The organism is Stenotrophomonas sp. STEN020, assembly GCF_056760195.1.
In genome coordinates, this window is the sequence record NZ_JBRREI010000050.1 from 1 (window position 1) to 14,486 (window position 14,486).

Consider the following 14,486-nt stretch of genomic DNA (forward strand, 5'->3'; position numbering starts at 1 on the left):
CGGCAGGGGATTTCCCGGTGACGCCTCTGCCGAGCATGGCTCGGCACTACATTTGAAGCGTCTGCCGAGCATGGCTCGGCACTACAGGTGGAGCTGGGCGGAGCATGGCTCGGCTCTGGCAATTGACTTGGTTTGGTGGGAGCGAGGTGCGTCGCGAAACGCGGGGATTCCACCGGCAGCCGGCCACAACGTAAGACCGGGCCGTCAGCTTCCGCCGTGGCGGGTGGCGTACTAACATCGCCCGGCAGGCCAGCGAAGGACGCGGGCGCGAGCATCCAACCGGGGGCGACATGGAACGGGTCTTGAAGGTGTTGGCGGTACTGGCTGTGGCTGCCGGTCTGGCAAGCTGCGGCAATCTTGGAAAGTCCAACGAAGCGCGTATCAACGACGCGATACCGCCGGGCAGTGCGGTGCTTGCCAGCAAACAGCGGCTCGAAGCGCAATTGAAGGCATTGGGGCAGGACGCTGCTGGTTTTGAGCAGACGTATCAGGATCGATTGCTGCAACGTGCAAGCGAGTGTGGCAAGGACTACAAGGTCTCGCTGTTCGCCAGCAGCGACAGCGTGCGCGACGATCTGGCTGGCAGCACCTGCTTCGTTGATAGTGATGTCGCTTTGGATGAGTGGTTGGTGCTGCAGCGCATGGCTGTCCTGCTGACGGCGCCGCCATTGCGGGCAGTTTCCAGCCCGCCAGCCAGTTTCATCAGCAGTGATGTCAGCGTCCGGCAAGCGACCTTCGCGGCCAAGGCCGGCGTGATGATTCTGGAGGCGGATGGCAAGTATCGGCTGGTCGACATGCAGACCAGCAAGGTGCTTTCGGAAACCGACGGGCGCCTGGGCGGCGGTGCGCTGTCGGCGAATGGTCGTTTGGTCGCGGTCGCTACGGATGATGGTGGCACCGAGGTCAGGGAGACCGAGTCGGGTGAGGTGATCGCGCGCTACGCAGTGCAACCACGACGCTTTCAGTGGGTTGAGGGCGTTGGCGCAATCTTCAGCGAGCGCAGCAAGCGGAATGCGCAACGGCGCTCGGCGGTTGTGCTGCTGGATGCCGCCGGGGGAAAGCATCTGCCTGTTCCACTTGATGCTGTAGCGGTGGACAAGGTAGTGCCGGTACCAGGCAAGCCGAATCACTATCTTGTGTTTTCACCTCGCCGTTTGGCTGAGATCGCCTTGCGGAAGGGCAGCAATGGCTGGGAAGTGCAGTTGCTGTCCGAGCAACCGCTGGATTTCAACGCAGCAAACGGCGACCTGCTGGAGGCGATTGATGGCAGTTACGTTGCGCTGGCACAGGGCGAATTGAAGCAGTTTGTGCTTGCCGACCGGCGGGTGCAGGCCCTGCCATTGCAGCCGCTGCAGGTTCGTTCGGCGTGGGCAACGCCGCGCAGCGATGAGTTGCTGCTGCGTGCCTATCTTGGCAATGGCGTGGGGGAAAGCCGCGAATACCTGTATTCGCTCAGCAAACAGACGTTGGCACAGGTTGATGCGACGAAGCTGTTGTCGAGGCAGTTCATCTTCATTCCGTCATTGCAGCGCAATGGCGTTCTTGACCAGACCAAGATCCAGGTGCTGCAGGAACTACCGTTGTTGCCAGCGCAGAGTGTCAGCAGCGTCATCACCCAGCTCGAAGCAGAAGGCCGCGCCGCGCTGGCCACGCGTGCGCAGGAGATTGCGGAAATGGAGAGCAGCCTGCGCGAGGCGGAAAAGCTAGCGTCGGGGTCGCCGGAACATCTGGCGCTGGTGCAGCGTGCACGTGCAGCGCTGGCCGCGCGAAACGTTGGCAGCCCTCTGCCCGTACCGGCGGCGCAGCAACGTTCCAACACCCCCGCGCTGGCTGCGCTTGCGCGCAACGCACGGATCGAGGCAGTGGGTGTATACGAGGCCGCAAACGGGGTTCACGGCGTTGGCATTCAACGTCAGGCCGGGTCCATCCAGGTTCGCGTGCGTCGTTCCAGTGTGCCCACCATTCTGGTGCTGAGCGCCTATGAGCCGGTGAACTGGGTGCTGACTGTGGAGCCTGGTGCCAACCTGCAGGCGGTGCTGGTAGGGGGCTACCACCCGGGGCAGGTGTTTGGCGCCGGCAACGCGCGAATCGTGCAGTTGGGGAGGACCTATGCCTACAAGCGCGGTGGCAGTGAGTACAGCGCGTTGGATGCGGAAGTGCAGCGTTGGACAGGTAAGCCGATTGGGGCCTTCCAGGGGCGCTATGACGGCGCCAGCTTCGCCACCGGGTTGTAGTGATGAGCAATACGGCCCGCAGCTGGTTGGCTTTCTGCCGGGCTGGGCGTGAAATCGCTGCCTAAGCAGAAGGGAGCTGGCTGTAGTGCCGAGCCATGCTCGGCAGGGGCTTTACCGGCAATGCCCCTGCCGAGCATGGCTCGGCACTACAGTTGGAGTTTCAGCGCTGCTCCCACAAGGTAGCTGCTTGATGCGAGCTTGGAAGAAGCGGCTTACGCCTCTTCTTCCTCCTCTTCATCTTCGTCTTCTTCTTCCTCGTCCTCTTCCTCTTCGTCCTCATCCTCTTCTTCGAATGCGTCGGCTTCTTCGACGCGGACGAAGTGGGGCAGGGTGTCGGCGAAGCTGATCTGCTTGCCGTTGGCCAGCATCGGGCGCACGGCGCGCTTGCCGGCTTCTTCCACTACCGCAAAGCACACCAGGCTCTGCGCGCTCTCGTCACCGGCTTCTTCGAATACGGCTACCCAGCCGTCGGCGGGGATGATCTGGATGATGTTGTCTTGCATGGCTGGACTGGTGGTTGAAGGAAAGGCGAGCTTGCGTGAAGGCGGGCGCGCTTTGCAACCGTGGGAGAAGGTCCTGCCCGAACAGCCAGACGCAGCCTTGCTGGGCCAGTGGCTGCCGACTCAGTCGCAGGCCAGAGCTGCCTGTGGCTTTACTCGGGGTGCGCTGGCGACGAGGATGAACGCTGGTCCCGAAGCGGAATCACGCCATGCTCCAATGCCGCACCCTCGCCACCGCAGCCGGTGGCACAGCCCCCGCGTCGTTATGGGTAGACCTCTGCCAACCGACGCCAGCGGAACTGGGGCAGGCATCGCGGCAGGTGGGGTTCCGTATTCCCGACCGTGCCGGGATCAGCGAGATCGAGTTCAGTAGCCGGGTGCGGGTGGAAGGCGAGGCCTTGGTGTTGAATCTGCCGCGCTTCCAGTACGAGATTGAACATATTGTCGGACCGCTGGGTTTTGTTGTCGCGCCCAATGCGCTGGTGGTACAGCGTGAGCACCGCATCGATGCGTTGGAAGGTGTGGAAGCGGAGCTGGGCAAACATCCCTGCCACGGCTCGGCTGATCTGTTCCTGCGCATGATCGAGCACATCGTCGACCGCCTGGCCGATCTGCTGGAAACGCTGGAAAGCACGATGAGCGAATTCTCGCGGCAGGCCTTCAACAACCCAAAAGGTAAGCGCGCCTCACGCAGGCTGGAGCAGATGCTGCACGAGGTTGGAATGATGGGGCGCCGCATCGGTGCGCTGCACAACACCCTGCACGGCATGCTGCGGATGATGAATTACCTGGATGAAGCCACGCCGGACTGGTTCGGCGCTGATGCGCCGAAGCGGATCAAGCTGGTGGTCAAGGATCTGGCATCGCTGAGTGAGTTCGAGCAACAACTGGGCGACCGCAACGAATTCCTGCTCGACAGCGTGCTTGGGCTGATCAACATGGACCAGAACGAGGTGATGAAGGTGATGGCGGTAGCCTCGGTAGTCGGCATACCGCCGACCGTGCTGGTCGGGGTGTGGGGCATGAACTTCGCATCGATGCCGGAGTTGCATTGGCATTTCGGCTACGCCATCGCGCTGGCCGCAGTGGGGCTGAGCATCGTGGTGCCGCTGCTGTGGTTCAAGCGACGCGGTTGGATCTGAGTGTGCCCGGATGCGAGACGTTCCCGTCTACAATCGCTGTTCTTTCGAACCCCTGATGGAATCGATGTCTGCCAAACCAATGACTCCCGCCGGCAAGTTGTTTGCCGCCGCTGCACTGATTGAAGGTGTCACCTGGACCGGGTTGCTGATCGGCATGCTGCTCAAGTACGGCACCGGCACCACCGAGCTGGGTGTATGGCTGTTCGGCCGCCTGCATGGCCTGGCCTTTCTGTTCTACGTCGCGGTCAGCCTGTACGCCTGGGCGAAGCTGCGTTGGCCGCTGTGGGCCGTGCTGTTGGCGTTGTTGGCGGCGGTGCCGCCGCTGGTGACGGTGCCGCTGGAAATCTGGTTCCGTCGCATCGGCCTGTTGTCCGAACGCCCGCTTTGATTCGGCTTTGACTGGACGATGATGTGATGGCGCGGCCGGCTTCCACACGGTCGCGCCATTGAAGCTTCACAGTGATACCGGGTGTTGCGGGCTCCGGTTATATGCGTTGCGGAAGCAGTTCTTGCTGGGTGATGCGTTCGTCATGAATGTCGATGCTTTACCTCGTCTGCAGCCTTGCCCATTGCTTTCTGTGCTTTTCCTGCATTTTTCTCCATGTTGCCGGCCATCTGCTGGGCTTTGTTGCCTGTCATCTTCCCGGCAGCTTCCTTGATGGCACCCTTGATTTCGTGTTTGGTGCCTTCAACACGGTTGCGGTCCACGAACAGTCTCCGGAGGCGTCTGCGTCGCTGCAGACGGCCCCAGCCTGCGCATTGCCGGGTTTGCGTCAGGTGAGCGCAATGTTGTGATCGCGTTGCGTGCACCGGCGGATTTAGCCTGCGTTGTGTGCGCGCGTGTTGGGGCGTTGGACTGCGCTGAGGGTATTGGCCGAATTCAGCAGGCCGCGTTCTGGTTGCTCAGCGCATGGCCAACCTGCCATCAACGCTGGCGGCGGGCCTGGCCGGGAATCCGGGCGCATGGCAGCGACATATGAAAGTGTCCGGGCTTCCGTGGTGTTCGCGCAATGCAGCCGTGGCGTTGGCAGCTCCCTGGCCACCTGGAGCGTATCGCCGGGCCTGCGCTGACCTTGCCGTGTCCGCTGGAAGGCCGGGGGGGGGGCAGGTTTGGCGTAGTCGGCGTCATGCGGGTGCCATGCCCGGGGAGACGCGGTCAGGCGTCTTTGGCAACCCGGCCAAACTGACTGGCAAAGGTGTACCTGTCGATTTGATGGTGGATAATTCCACCATCGCCAATATCTTCAAGGGATTGCGGCGGTTGGCCCTGGAGCGGCCTGGGCGGGGGTGTTGCCGCCTGCAGCGAGGTGGTTCGAGGGGGCTCCCGCATCGCGATCGGCAGGGTTCGTTTGCCGCAGGTTTAGGTTGGTTCTTCTAGTTTTCCCCGGCTGGTCAGCTTCTCCTTCAAGGAATTCAGGTGCAACACGCAAGCAAACAGCGTTACGGCAAGGTGTGCCGCCAGGACTGCCTGCAGATGGCGCAGCGGGGCAAGCAATGAGCAACAAGGTTACCTCCAACAATGGCTTGGATGCCGGTATTGCGGTATTGCCGGCCGAGCACCCGTTGCCCATGCCCGAGCAATCGCTGCGCACTGGCTCGCTGCATGTGCCGCGGCAAAAGACCGCACCGGCCAATATCGGCCTGCGCCGGCTGTATGTGTTTGGCAGCACCGCGCTGACCACGCTGCTCGCCACCTGGTTGATGGCGCGGGTGCTGTCCAACGGCGGCATCAACGTGCTCGAAGCCTGTCTGCTGGGCCTGTTCGTGCTGCTGTTCGCCTGGATCGCGATGTCCTTCGTCAGCAGCCTGGCCGGGCTGCAGGCGCTGCTGCGTGGCCGCCGCAAGCTCGGCATCTACCCGGATACGCCGCTGCCGCAGCTGCGCAGCCGTACCGCCTTGTTGATGCCCACCTATAACGAAGACCCGCGCCGGATGATGGCCGGCCTGCAGGCGATCTATGAGTCGGTGGCCGCTACCGGGCAGTTGGAGCACTTTGATTTCTACGTGCTCAGCGATACCACCCGCGATGCGATTGGCCGTGCCGAGGAGCAGGTTTTCGCGCGCCTGGTCGAGGCCACTGGTGGCGCCGAGCGGCTGTATTACCGCCGCCGCGCCAGCAATGTTGGCCGCAAGGCCGGCAATATTGCCGATTGGGTGCGGCGTTTCGGTGGTGCCTACCCGCAGATGCTGATCCTCGATGCCGACAGCTTGATGACCGGTGACGTGATCGTGCGGCTGGTGTCGGCGATGGAAAACCATCCGACTGTCGGCCTGATCCAGTCGCTGCCAGCAGTGGTCGGTGGCCGCACTGCGTTCGCTCGCATGCAGCAGTTTGGTGGCCGCGTGTACGGGCCGGTGATGGCCTATGGTGTGGCCTGGTGGCACGGCGCGGAAAGCAATTACTGGGGTCACAATGCGGTGATCCGCACCCAGGCCTTCGCCGAGCAGGCCGGCCTGCCGGAACTGCCGGGGCGCAAGCCGTTTGGTGGCCACGTGCTCAGCCATGACTTCGTCGAGGCGGCGCTGATCCGCCGTGGCGGCTGGGCCTCGCACATGGTGCCCTACCTGCACGGTAGCTACGAAGAAGGCCCGCCGACCCTGACCGATCTGCTGATCCGCGACCGCCGCTGGTGCCAGGGCAACCTGCAGCACTCCAAGGTGGTGGCGACGCCGGGCCTGCACTGGGTCAACCGCGTGCATATGTTGATCGGCATCGGCCATTACTTCACCGCGCCGATGTGGGCGATGTTGATGCTGATCGGCATCGCCATCCCGCTGATCCACGGCGGCATTGATCTGGCGGAAGAATTACATCTGAATCTGCGGATGTCGCCGGCGCATTACTGGCGCGGGCTGGACCAGGACGGCGTGTTCTGGGTGTTCGTGGTGACCATGGTTGCGCTGCTGTCACCCAAGTTGATGGGCTATGTGGCGATGCTGACTTCGCGCAAGGAACGCATCGGTTGTGGCGGCGCATTCCGCGCGTTTATCTCGATGCTGCTGGAAACCGTGCTGGCGGCGCTGATGGCGCCGGTGGTGATGTATGTGCAGTCGCGTGGTGTTGCCGAAGTGTTGGCCGGCAAGGATTCTGGCTGGGATGCACAGCAGCGCGACGACGGCAGCATCTCGGTGCGCGACTTGCTGCGCAGTTATGGTGGCTTGAGCGTGTTCGGCGTGGTGATGGGCGTGGCTGCCTATATGGTGTCGCCGCCGCTGGCCGCATGGATGGCGCCGGTGGTGATTGGCATGGCGCTGGCGGTGCCGGTGGTGGCATGGACCTCATCGCGCAAGGCAGGTGACTGGCTGCGGAAGCATGGCCTGCTTTGCATCCCTGAAGAAAACGCACCACCGCCGGTGCTGCTGCGTGCCGCTGAGTTGCGTGCGGCTGCGTTGAAGGAACCGCTGCAGGATTAAAGGCTGCGGCTTTTGTAGGAGCGGCGTAAGCCGCGAAGCCGATAGCAATGCGCCGCCATTTGGCTTGCAACCTCTGCGCAGGTCGCCGGCTTGGCTTCAACCGGTAGCACCATCAGCTTCGCGGCATACGCCGCTCCTACAAGGCTCCGGATGGCACTTTTTATGAGCGGCGTGCGCCGCGGAGCCCGTAGCAATGCGCGGCCATTTGGCCCGCGATCTCCGTGCAGTTCGCCAGCATGGCTCCAACCGGTAGCATCATCAGCTTCGCGGCTGACGCCGCTCCTACAAACTGCCCGACGGGCAGGCATAATTCCCGCCTGTCTTTGGGAGTCATACACATGCTGGAAACAGTAGAGCAGGAAACCGGCGCGTCGCCGGAATGGTCGGTGATCTGGCTGCATGGCCTGGGTGCCGATGGCCATGATTTCGCGCCCATCGTGCCCGAGCTGGTGCGCCCGCAGTGGCCGGCGATCCGCTTCGTGTTTCCGCATGCGCCCAAACGCCCGGTCAGCATCAACAACGGCATGCCGATGCGTGCCTGGTATGACATCGTCAGCATGGATTTCCGCAGCCGCGCCGATGCCAAGGGTGTCGCCGAGTCGGTTATGCAACTGGAAGAGCTGATCGCCCGCGAGCAGGCGCGTGGCATCCCCGCCAACCGTATCGTTCTGGCTGGCTTCTCGCAGGGCGGGGCGATCATCCTGTCCGCAGGCCTGAAGCGCAGTGAGCCGGTAGCGGGTTTGGTGGCTTTGTCGACCTACCTGCCGGAAGTGGACGCTGCACCGTCGCAGCTGGTGGACGGCGCCATCGCCCAACCGATCTTCATGGCCCATGGCAGCGCCGATCCGGTGATTCCGCTGCAGATCGCCGAGCACAGTGCACAGGTGCTCAAGACCTTGGGTTTTGGCCTGGAATGGCATCGCTATTCGATGGCCCACCAGGTCTGCGGCGAAGAGATCCACGCGCTGGGCGACTGGTTGCAGGCCCGTTTCGCGCAGGTGTGATCGGTTTGTGCGCTGCGCCGCAGTTGCCGGATTGTTGACGGCGGCGTGCAGCGAACCCGGCTACCATGTCGCCACGACTGGGGAGCCGTGAGCGAGGTAGTGGTGTGAAGGTAGTAATTGCCGATGACGAGCCGTTGGCACGCGAGCGTCTGCGCGCGCTGCTGGCCGAGCTGGCGGAGGTGGATGTGGTCGGCGAGGCTGCCAACGGCAATGAGGCCTTGCACGTCTGCGCGCAGACCCAGCCGGATCTGGTGTTGCTGGACATCGCCATGCCGGGCATCGATGGTCTGGAAGTCGCTCGCCACCTGGCCGGGTTCGAACCGCGCCCGGCGGTGGTGTTCTGCACCGCCTACGATGCCCATGCCTTGTCGGCCTTCGAGGCGGCGGCGATTGACTACCTGATGAAGCCGGTGCGCGCCGAGCGCCTGAGCGCGGCGATGGAACGTGCCCGCACCTTCATCGCCGGGCGCGCCAACGCGGCGCCGGCAGTAGCAACCCAGGCGCGGCGGGTGCTGTGCGCGCGCCTGCGCGGCAGCCTGCGGCTGGTGCCGGTGGAGGACATCCTCTACCTGCAGGCCGAGGAGAAGTACGTGGTGGTGCACCACCTGCGTGGCGAGGACCTGATCGAGGAATCGCTGCGCTCGCTGGAAGACGAGTTTTCCGGGCGTTTCATCCGCATCCACCGCAACTGCCTGATCGCCCGCGATCGGCTGCAGGAAGTCCGCCGCACGTCGGCCGGGCAGGTGCAGGCGGTGCTGCGTGATGTCTCGCAACCGCTGGAAATCAGCCGCCGCTGCGTTGCCGGGCTGAAGACCGAGATGGAACGGCTGTGACCCGGGGCTTGCAGCGGCGATAATGGCCGCATGAGCATCCTGCGTATCGCCACCCGAAAGAGCCCGCTTGCCCTGTGGCAGAGCGAACACGTTGCTGACCGCCTGCGCCAGGCCCACTCGGGCCTGCAGGTGGAACTTGTGCCGATGAGCACGCGCGGCGATGAAATCCTCGACCGCTCGCTGGCCGCCATTGGCGGCAAGGGCCTGTTCCTGAAGGAGCTGGAGTTGGCGATGCTGCGCGGCGAAGCCGATTGCGCGGTGCATTCGCTCAAGGACGTGCCGATGGAGCTGGAAGCACCGTTCGTGCTGCCGGCGATCCTGACCCGCGCCGATTCGGCCGATGCCTTCGTTTCCAACACCTATCCGTCGCTGGATGCCTTGCCGCAGGGCGCTTGCGTCGGCACCTCCTCGCTGCGCCGGCAGGCACAGCTGCGTGCATTGCGCCCGGACCTCACGTCGCGTGACCTGCGAGGCAACGTCAATACCCGTCTGGCCAAGTTGGATGCGGGTGAATACGACGCCATCATCCTGGCCTGCGCCGGCCTGGAGCGCCTGGAACTGGGCGCACGCATTCGTGACCGCCTGGTCGCCCCGCAATGGCTGCCGGCACCGGCACAGGCGGCGGTGGCGATTGAATGCAGGCAGGACGCTGCGGACATCATCAATCTGGTCAAGGCGCTGGACGATGCATCCACCCGCAGCTGCGTGGAAGCGGAGCGGGCCATGAACCGCGCGCTGGATGGCAGCTGCCATGTACCGGTGGCGGGTCTGGCGCAGTGGCGTGGTGATGACCTCTGGTTGCAGGGCCTGGTCGGCGGCGTGGCCGATGGCCGCGCGGTACGTGCGCAGGCGCAAGGCCCGGCGAGTGACCCGGAAGCGCTGGGGCGCGAAGTGGCGCGTCAGCTGTTGGCCGGCGGTGCAGGCGAGTTGTTGCGCTGAGCTTCGCCTTGCCGGTAGTGCCGAGCCATGCTCGGCAGAAGCTCTACCGACAAAGCCCAACCGTAGTGCCGAGCCATGCTCGGCATCAGATCATCCCGGTAAAGCCCTTGCCGAGCATGGCTCGGCACTACAGCGAGGCGAGGGCCGGGCATGCGCCCGGCGCATGCTTACTTGAAGCTGTAGACCACGTTCATGGTGGACAGCGTATCGGTCTTGCGCTTCTGGTCGGCAACGTCGCTGTTGTAGCGTGCCTGCCAACCCGCCTTGAGGGCGAAGTGCTGGTTCATGTTGACCGACACGCCGAAGTCATTCTGCGCGAAGGTGTTGTACGAACCGGATTCCACCAGCAGCGAATTGACCAGTTCGGTGTTCTCGGTGATGCCGAACTTGAAGTCGAACAGGCCGCGACCGATCAGTCCGGTGCGGTTCTCGTCGGTCTCCGAGTTGTGGGTGCGGCGCACACCGGGGCCGATCTGGGTGTCCAGGGTGACGCGTTCGCCGTCGATCAGGCGGGTACCGTAGCCCAGACCGAAGGTGCCAAGGCGGTCGTAGGTGGCGAAATCGTCGCGTTCATAACGCACGGTGGCGGTCAGCTGGCGGTGCTCACCCAGCTGCAGGGCGCTGCCGGCGCTGCCGGAGTAGCGGTTGGCGGTGGTCTGGCGCTTGCGGCTGGTGCTGCCGTCGTCGGCGGTCTCGGTGTACTCGGCGCTGGAACGCAGACCGAACAGATCCATGCTGTGGATCCAATCATTGTCGGTGTAGCGCAGCTTCAAGCGACCGTTGAAGCTTTCGGTGGTGCTGTTGCCGTGGGCCGAGGCAAAGCCCAGCTCGCCGCCGCTGCCGCTCCACGGCGAGGTCATCGCGGCAAGGTCGGAGGTATCGGTGGCGTCTTCGGCCCAGGCCAGCGGGGCGGCCAGCAGCAACGGCAGCAGTAGGGAAACACGCAGGGACATCAGTAGGATCTCCTTGGGAGAGACGGAAAAGGGAGGCGCTGCGATGATACCGGATGGTCCCTGACCCTCAGGCGCACGGTGGGGCCGGGGGCCTCATTCGCGGTTATGGCGGCGGTTGACCTGCTCCATTGCAGCCCGGAGTCGGACATAATCCGGGCATGGACCGCTATGAACGCATCAACGCCCTGCATCGTCTGCTCAAGTCCGCCCGCTATCCGGTCACGGTGATGCGGTTGCAGGAGGAATTGGGCTGCTCCCGTGCCACGGTCTACCGTGACCTGGCCTTCCTGCGTGATGCGCTGATGGCGCCGGTGGAGGGCGATGGCGAGGCCGGGTTCCGCTACATAAGCGGGGAGAGCGACCGTTTCGAGCTGCCGGGTTTGTGGCTGAGCTCGGAGGAGTTGCACGCCTTGCTGGCATCGCAGCACCTGTTGGCGCGCACCGGCGGCGGGGTGTTGTCGTCGATGCTGGCGCCGCTGCAGCAGCGCATCGAAGGTTTGCTGGCGGCACAGGCCGGTGCTTCACATTGGCCGGTGGAGCGGGTGCGGGTGATTCCGCACCGCGGCCGCAAGCTGGACGAGGCCAGTTTCCGCACGGTGGCTTCCGGCGTGCTGGAGCGCAAGCAGCTGTCCTTTGAATACCGCGCACGTTCCACCGATGAGGCGACCCGCCGCACGGTGTCGCCGCAGCGCATCACCCATTACCGCGACAACTGGTACCTGGACGCCTGGGATCACAATCGCGAAGCGGTGCGTAGTTTTGCAGTGGACCGTATCCATCAGGCGCGGCTGTTGGATCAGCCGGCGCGTGATGTCGCCGATGAGGAATTGAACGAACAGTTGGCGGCCAGTTACGGCATCTTTTCGGGTGCACCAAAGGGCTGGGCGACGATAGTGTTCAGTGCCAAGGCCGCGCGCTGGGTGGCTGACGAGCATTGGCATTCCAAGCAGCAGGGGCGGTTTCTTGCTGATGGGCGTTATGAATTGAAGGTGCCTTATAGCGTATCCCGCGAGCTGTTGATGGACGTGCTGCATTACGGCTCGGATGCGGAGATCGTGGAGCCGCAGTCCTTGCGCGAGCAGGCCAAGGCGTTGTTGTCGCTGGCATTGAGTAATTACGACTGAGGTAGGGCTTTGCTCTGCTGTGCTTAGCTTGGTTCTCGCCCTGCTTTGCTCCTGTTTTGTTTTGCTTTGCTCTGCTTTGGCGTTGGCTTTGCTCTTGCTCTGCTTTCCCCTCTCCCGCCTGCGGGAGAGGGGTAGGGGTGAGGGCTGCTCCTGCTTGTTGTTTTTTTGCAGTTGCTGTTGCTTTACGAAGAAGCAGAGCAACAGCCAACGCGAAGAACGAAAGGCCAAAGCTTCCCCTCACCCCAACCCCTCTCCCGTGAACGGGAGAGGGGACAGCAACAGCAACAGCAAAGCCAACGCCAAAGCAGAAGCCAAAGCAGAAGCCAAAGCAGAAGCCAAAGCAGAAGCCAAAGCCAAAGCAGAAGCCAAAGCAGAAGCCAAAGCAGAAGCACAAAAAAACAGCCGCTTTCGCGGCTGTTTTTCTCAGATCAATCGACCATCAAACCCGGCCGAAGATCAACGTTGCATTGGTGCCGCCAAAACCGAAGCTGTTCGACATCACCGTGTCCAACTTCGCATCCTGCGTCTTGCGCAGAATCGGGAAGCCTTCCACACGCTCGTCCAGCGTCTCGATGTTGGCCGAACCGGCCATGAAGCCATCACGCATCATCAGCAGGCAATAGATCGCTTCGTGCACGCTGGCAGCGCCCAAGGAGTGACCCGACAGCGCCTTGGTCGAGGACAGCGGCGGTACCGCATCACCGAACACCTGGCGCACTGCGCCCAGCTCGGTCACGTCGCCCAGCGGCGTCGAGGTGCCGTGGGTGTTCAGATAGTCGATCGGACGGTCCAGGCCTTCCATCGCCATCTTCATGCAACGCACCGCACCTTCGCCGGACGGGGCAACCATGTCGGCACCATCGGAGGTCACGCCGTAGCCAACCAGCTCGGCGTAGATGCGCGCACCACGTGCAACCGCGTGGTCGTAGTCTTCCAGTACCAGCATGCCGGCGCCGCCAGCGATGACGAAGCCGTCGCGGTTGGCGTCGTAAGGACGCGATGCGGTGCTCGGGGTTTCGTTGAAGCTGGTGGACAGTGCGCCCATGGCGTCGAACATCACGCTCATCGACCAGTGCAGATCTTCACCGCCGCCGGCAAACATCACGTCCTGGGCGCCGTGGCGGATCAGGTCGGCGGCAGCGCCGATGCAATGCGCCGAGGTGGCGCAGGCGGCCGACAGCGAATAGCTCAGGCCTTTGATGCTGAAGGCGGTGGCCAGATTGGCTGACACCGTCGAGCACATCGTGCGCGGCACCATGTACGGGCCTACCTTGCGCACGCCACGGTTGCGCAGCAGATCAGCTGCTTCCACCTGCCATTCGCTGGAGCCGCCGCCGGAGCCGGCGATCAGGCCGCTGCGCACGTTGCTGACCTGGCTTTCGTCCAGGCCGGCATCGGCGATGGCGTCGCGCATGGCGATGTAGCTGAAGGCGGCCGCGTCGCTCATGAAACGCTTGAGCTTGCGATCTACCTGCGCGTCCAGATCGATGTCGACCTTGCCGCCAACCTGGCTGCGCAGGCCGGCTTCGGCGTGGTCGGGCAGCGCGACAATGCCGGGACGGCTGTCACGCAGGGCGCTGGACACGGTGTCCAGATCGTTGCCAAGGCAGGACGTGATGCCCATGCCGGTAATGACGACACGACGCATCAGAAGCTCTCGGTTGAGGTGAACAGACCTACGCGCAGGTCCTTGGCGGAATAGATCTCGCGGCCGTCGACCAGCATGCGGGCGTCGGTCTGTGCCATCACCAGCTTGCGGTTGATCACGCGCGAGACATCGATTTCGTACTGCACCAGCTTGGCGCTGGGCAGCACCTGGCCGGTGAACTTGACCTCGCCACAGCCCAGCGCACGGCCGCGGCCTTCTGCGCCCAGCCAGGTGAGATAGAAGCCGGTCAGCTGCCACATGGCATCCAGGCCCAGGCAGCCCGGCATCACCGGGTCGCCGATGAAATGGCAGCCGAAGAACCACAGGTCAGGACGGATATCCAGCTCGGCCCGGATCATGCCCTTGCCGTGTGCGCCACCGTCCTCGCGGATCTCGGTGATGCGGTCGAACATCAGCATCGGGTCATTGGGCAGGCGGCCTTTGTTGGGGCCGAAAAGTTCGCCACGCGCGCTGGCCAGCAGCTGGTCGCGCGAGAAAGCATGCAGACGGGTCATCCGGGGTAATCCAAAGCCATTGCGAGCCCCGGAGCATGCTGCAGCATCCGCGTTCAATCAAATGTTTTAACTGGACGGTTGCGTATGTTAGCTGCAGATAAGCGCCGTTCGCGGGCTGTTACGGGAGGTATGAATAAGTACATTTGTGAGGACAAGTGTGCATTTAGCGACAACAGCTAT

At 63.4% G+C, this 14,486-nt stretch carries 13 protein-coding genes; 8 read left to right on the top strand and 5 right to left on the bottom strand.

Annotation, left to right across the window (positions count from 1 at the left end):
• The first annotated feature begins 290 nt into the window (after nucleotides 1–290).
• Nucleotides 291–2,234: a hypothetical protein gene (locus ACVOLZ_RS17460; protein WP_481517222.1), complete on the top strand. Its 1,944-nt coding sequence runs from the start codon at nucleotides 291–293 to the stop codon at nucleotides 2,232–2,234.
• A 212-nt stretch (nucleotides 2,235–2,446) separates the two neighbouring features.
• Here the strand turns inward: ACVOLZ_RS17460 and ACVOLZ_RS17465 are convergent, their stop codons facing one another.
• Nucleotides 2,447–2,737, bottom strand: a complete 291-nt coding sequence (locus tag ACVOLZ_RS17465) for a hypothetical protein (protein WP_481517223.1) — start codon at nucleotides 2,735–2,737, stop codon at nucleotides 2,447–2,449.
• A 206-nt stretch (nucleotides 2,738–2,943) separates the two neighbouring features.
• Here ACVOLZ_RS17465 and ACVOLZ_RS17470 point away from each other — a divergent pair, with 206 nt between their 5' ends.
• Together ACVOLZ_RS17470 and ACVOLZ_RS17475 are read left to right on the top strand one after the other, a co-directional pair.
• Nucleotides 2,944–3,876 (top strand): CorA family divalent cation transporter, encoded by a 933-nt coding sequence (locus ACVOLZ_RS17470; RefSeq protein ID WP_481517224.1) that lies wholly within the window; start codon nucleotides 2,944–2,946, stop codon nucleotides 3,874–3,876.
• A gap of 79 nt (nucleotides 3,877–3,955) precedes the next feature.
• On the top strand, nucleotides 3,956–4,264 hold the full coding sequence (locus ACVOLZ_RS17475) for a DUF3817 domain-containing protein (protein ID WP_481517245.1): 309 nt from the start codon (nucleotides 3,956–3,958) through the stop codon (nucleotides 4,262–4,264).
• A 140-nt stretch (nucleotides 4,265–4,404) separates the two neighbouring features.
• Here ACVOLZ_RS17475 and ACVOLZ_RS17480 read toward each other — a convergent pair whose 3' ends face one another.
• Nucleotides 4,405–4,584, bottom strand: a complete 180-nt coding sequence (locus tag ACVOLZ_RS17480; RefSeq protein WP_282272641.1) for a CsbD family protein — start codon at nucleotides 4,582–4,584, stop codon at nucleotides 4,405–4,407.
• 786 nt (nucleotides 4,585–5,370) lie between these two features.
• On the opposite strand from ACVOLZ_RS17480, the gene mdoH reads away from it, so the two are divergent.
• The 4 genes from mdoH (at nucleotide 5,371) to hemC (ending at nucleotide 10,066) form a co-directional block, all read left to right on the top strand.
• Complete coding sequence (gene mdoH, locus ACVOLZ_RS17485) at nucleotides 5,371–7,290, top strand: glucans biosynthesis glucosyltransferase MdoH (protein WP_481517225.1); 1,920 nt, start codon at nucleotides 5,371–5,373, stop codon at nucleotides 7,288–7,290.
• A gap of 338 nt (nucleotides 7,291–7,628) precedes the next feature.
• On the top strand, nucleotides 7,629–8,294 hold the full coding sequence (locus tag ACVOLZ_RS17490) for an alpha/beta hydrolase (protein ID WP_481517226.1): 666 nt from the start codon (nucleotides 7,629–7,631) through the stop codon (nucleotides 8,292–8,294).
• A gap of 65 nt (nucleotides 8,295–8,359) precedes the next feature.
• On the top strand, nucleotides 8,360–9,127 hold the full coding sequence (locus tag ACVOLZ_RS17495; protein ID WP_481517227.1) for a LytR/AlgR family response regulator transcription factor: 768 nt from the start codon (nucleotides 8,360–8,362) through the stop codon (nucleotides 9,125–9,127).
• A 30-nt stretch (nucleotides 9,128–9,157) separates the two neighbouring features.
• Nucleotides 9,158–10,066 carry a hydroxymethylbilane synthase gene (hemC, locus tag ACVOLZ_RS17500; protein ID WP_481517228.1) on the top strand — a complete coding sequence of 303 codons (909 nt, stop codon included), beginning with the start codon at nucleotides 9,158–9,160 and terminating at the stop codon, nucleotides 10,064–10,066.
• 167 nt (nucleotides 10,067–10,233) lie between these two features.
• Here the strand turns inward: hemC and ACVOLZ_RS17505 are convergent, their stop codons facing one another.
• Complete coding sequence (locus ACVOLZ_RS17505; RefSeq protein ID WP_481517229.1) at nucleotides 10,234–11,019, bottom strand: DUF481 domain-containing protein; 786 nt, start codon at nucleotides 11,017–11,019, stop codon at nucleotides 10,234–10,236.
• A gap of 158 nt (nucleotides 11,020–11,177) precedes the next feature.
• Between ACVOLZ_RS17505 and ACVOLZ_RS17510 the strand changes: the two genes are divergently transcribed.
• Nucleotides 11,178–12,143, top strand: coding sequence for a helix-turn-helix transcriptional regulator (locus ACVOLZ_RS17510; RefSeq protein WP_481517230.1), 966 nt, complete (start codon nucleotides 11,178–11,180; stop codon nucleotides 12,141–12,143).
• A 439-nt stretch (nucleotides 12,144–12,582) separates the two neighbouring features.
• Here ACVOLZ_RS17510 and fabB read toward each other — a convergent pair whose 3' ends face one another.
• Together fabB and fabA are read right to left on the bottom strand one after the other, a co-directional pair.
• Nucleotides 12,583–13,791 (bottom strand): beta-ketoacyl-ACP synthase I, encoded by a 1,209-nt coding sequence (fabB, locus tag ACVOLZ_RS17515; protein WP_481517231.1) that lies wholly within the window; start codon nucleotides 13,789–13,791, stop codon nucleotides 12,583–12,585.
• A complete protein-coding gene (fabA, locus tag ACVOLZ_RS17520) occupies nucleotides 13,791–14,306 on the bottom strand; it encodes a 3-hydroxyacyl-[acyl-carrier-protein] dehydratase FabA (protein ID WP_057627977.1) in 516 nt (171 codons plus the stop codon). The genes fabB and fabA overlap by 1 nt, the downstream gene beginning before the upstream one ends.
• Nucleotides 14,307–14,486: the final 180 nt, after the last annotated feature.

Coding starts and splice junctions, on each gene's coding strand:
- ACVOLZ_RS17460 (WP_481517222.1), top strand. CDS start 291: ATGGAACGGGTCTTGAAGGTGTTGGCGGTACTGGCTGTGGCTGCCGGT.
- ACVOLZ_RS17465 (WP_481517223.1), bottom strand. CDS start 2,737: ATGCAAGACAACATCATCCAGATCATCCCCGCCGACGGCTGGGTAGCC.
- ACVOLZ_RS17470 (WP_481517224.1), top strand. CDS start 2,944: ATGCTCCAATGCCGCACCCTCGCCACCGCAGCCGGTGGCACAGCCCCC.
- ACVOLZ_RS17475 (WP_481517245.1), top strand. CDS start 3,956: ATGACTCCCGCCGGCAAGTTGTTTGCCGCCGCTGCACTGATTGAAGGT.
- mdoH (WP_481517225.1), top strand. CDS start 5,371: ATGAGCAACAAGGTTACCTCCAACAATGGCTTGGATGCCGGTATTGCG.
- ACVOLZ_RS17490 (WP_481517226.1), top strand. CDS start 7,629: ATGCTGGAAACAGTAGAGCAGGAAACCGGCGCGTCGCCGGAATGGTCG.
- ACVOLZ_RS17495 (WP_481517227.1), top strand. CDS start 8,360: ATGTCGCCACGACTGGGGAGCCGTGAGCGAGGTAGTGGTGTGAAGGTA.
- hemC (WP_481517228.1), top strand. CDS start 9,158: ATGAGCATCCTGCGTATCGCCACCCGAAAGAGCCCGCTTGCCCTGTGG.
- ACVOLZ_RS17505 (WP_481517229.1), bottom strand. CDS start 11,019: ATGTCCCTGCGTGTTTCCCTACTGCTGCCGTTGCTGCTGGCCGCCCCG.
- ACVOLZ_RS17510 (WP_481517230.1), top strand. CDS start 11,178: ATGGACCGCTATGAACGCATCAACGCCCTGCATCGTCTGCTCAAGTCC.
- fabB (WP_481517231.1), bottom strand. CDS start 13,791: ATGCGTCGTGTCGTCATTACCGGCATGGGCATCACGTCCTGCCTTGGC.
- fabA (WP_057627977.1), bottom strand. CDS start 14,306: ATGACCCGTCTGCATGCTTTCTCGCGCGACCAGCTGCTGGCCAGCGCG.